Origin of the sequence: Streptomyces sp. NPDC057543 (assembly GCF_042801895.1) — a bacterium.
Classification (GTDB): Bacteria; Actinomycetota; Actinomycetes; order Streptomycetales; family Streptomycetaceae; genus Streptomyces.
Window position 1 is genome coordinate 1 of sequence record NZ_JBHVFF010000563.1, and the last position, 1,801, is coordinate 1,801.

Below are 1,801 nucleotides of genomic sequence, written 5' to 3' on the forward strand. Positions count from 1 at the left end.
ACTACCTCAAGCAGGCGCAGCCCGACCTGCGGATCGCCGTACTGGAGAAGGAGTTCGCCGGCTTCGGGGCCTCCGGCCGCAACGGCGGCTGGCTCAGCGCCGAGCCGCCCGGCCAGATGCGCCGCTACGCCAAGGCACACGGCCAGGAGCCGTCCGTCGCCATGCAGCGCGAGATGTTCTCCTCGGTCGACGAGGTCGTCCGCGTCGCCGCCGAGGAAGGCATCGAGGCCGACATCCAGAAGGACGGTCTGCTCCACGTCGCCACCAACGCCGCGCAGGAACGGCGGCTCCGCGACCGGCTGCCGTCGCTGCGCGCCGAAGGCTGGGGCGAGGACGACCTGGTCGAACTGGACCGCGACGAGCTCGCCGAACGCGTCCGCGTCGCCGGCGCCCGCAGCGCCCAGTGGAGCCCGCACTGCGCCCGCATCCAGCCGGCCAAGCTGGTCCGGGGCCTGGCCGACGTGGTCGAGCGGATGGGCGTCACCATCTACGAGAGCACTGAAGTCACCGAGATCCGCCCGCACGAGGCGGTCACGCCGCACGGCACCGTCCGGGCGTCGTTCGTGATTCGGGCCCTGGAGGGCTTCACCTCCGGGCTGCGCGGACACCGCCGGTCGTGGCTGCCCATGAACAGCAGCATGATCGTCACCGAGCCGCTGCCCGCCGCCGTGTGGGAGGAGATCGGCTGGCGTGGAGCCGAACTGATCGGCGACGAGGCGAACTCGTACTGCTACATCCAGCGCACCACCGACGGCCGGATCGCCATCGGCGGACGCGGCATCCCGTACATGTTCGGCTCCCACGTCGACCAGCGCGGCGAGACCCGGACCGCCACCCAGATGCAGTTGCAGGCCATCCTGCGGCAGCACTTCCCGGCCACCCGGGACGTGGCGATCGACCACACCTGGTCCGGGGTGCTGGGCGTACCGCGTGACTGGTGCGCCACCGTCCACGTGGACGAGCGGACCGGGCTGGGCTGGGCCGGCGGCTACGTCGGGCACGGGGTGACCACCACCAACCTCGCCGGACGTACCCTGCGCGACCTGATTTTGCGTCAGGAAACGGACCTCACCCGGCTGCCCTGGGTCGGCCGCCAGGTGCGCGGCTGGGAGCCGGAGCCGCTGCGCTGGCTCGGCGTGCGCAGCCTCTACGTCGCGTACCGTGCCGCCGACCGGCACGAGAACTCCGGCCTGGAGCGCACTTCCGCCATCGCACGCATCGCCGACGTCATCAGCGGCCGCTGAAAGGAGCCGATCCTCGTGAACACCCCTGTGGACACCACCGTCTTCCCCGTCGCTTTCCTCGCCGACGCGGTGACCACCGACTTGCCCGCCGCCTGTCCCAAGCCCACCAGCACCACCGGTCAGCAGGAGACCAGCCACACCCTGTGGACGTCCCCCGACGGCCTCGTCGAGGTCGGCGTCTGGGAGTGCGACCCCGGCCACTTCACCGCCACCCGCGAGGGCTACGACGAGATCTGCCAGGTACTGTCCGGAACCGCCACCGTCGACACCGAAGGCGGCGAAAGCGTCGAACTGCGTCCCGGCTCCACCCTGGCCATGCCGGCCGGCTGGCGCGGCACCTGGCAGGTCCACGAAACGATCCGCAAGGTATACGTGGTGCGAACCCACCGGGCCGAAGCATGACCCTCGTCCTGCACGGCGGCCAGGTGTGGACGGGCGACCCGGCACGGCCCCACGCGACCGCCGTCGCCGTGGCCGACGGCCGGATCACCGCCGTCGGCTCCGACACCGAAGTACGGGCGGCCGCCGGACAGGCGGCCGAAACCGTCGACCTGGGC

2 protein-coding genes are annotated in these 1,801 nt (G+C 71.7%); both read left to right on the forward strand.

Annotated features, from left to right (window positions below; genetic code table 11):
* On the forward strand, nucleotides 1–1,244 hold a 1,244-nt coding region (locus ACFU8Q_RS41295; RefSeq protein WP_384465300.1), incomplete at its 5' end, for an NAD(P)/FAD-dependent oxidoreductase.
* 15 nt (nucleotides 1,245–1,259) lie between these two features.
* Complete coding sequence (locus ACFU8Q_RS41300) at nucleotides 1,260–1,646, forward strand: cupin domain-containing protein (RefSeq protein ID WP_384465303.1); 387 nt, start codon at nucleotides 1,260–1,262, stop codon at nucleotides 1,644–1,646.
* The last annotated feature ends 155 nt before the right edge of the window (nucleotides 1,647–1,801 follow it).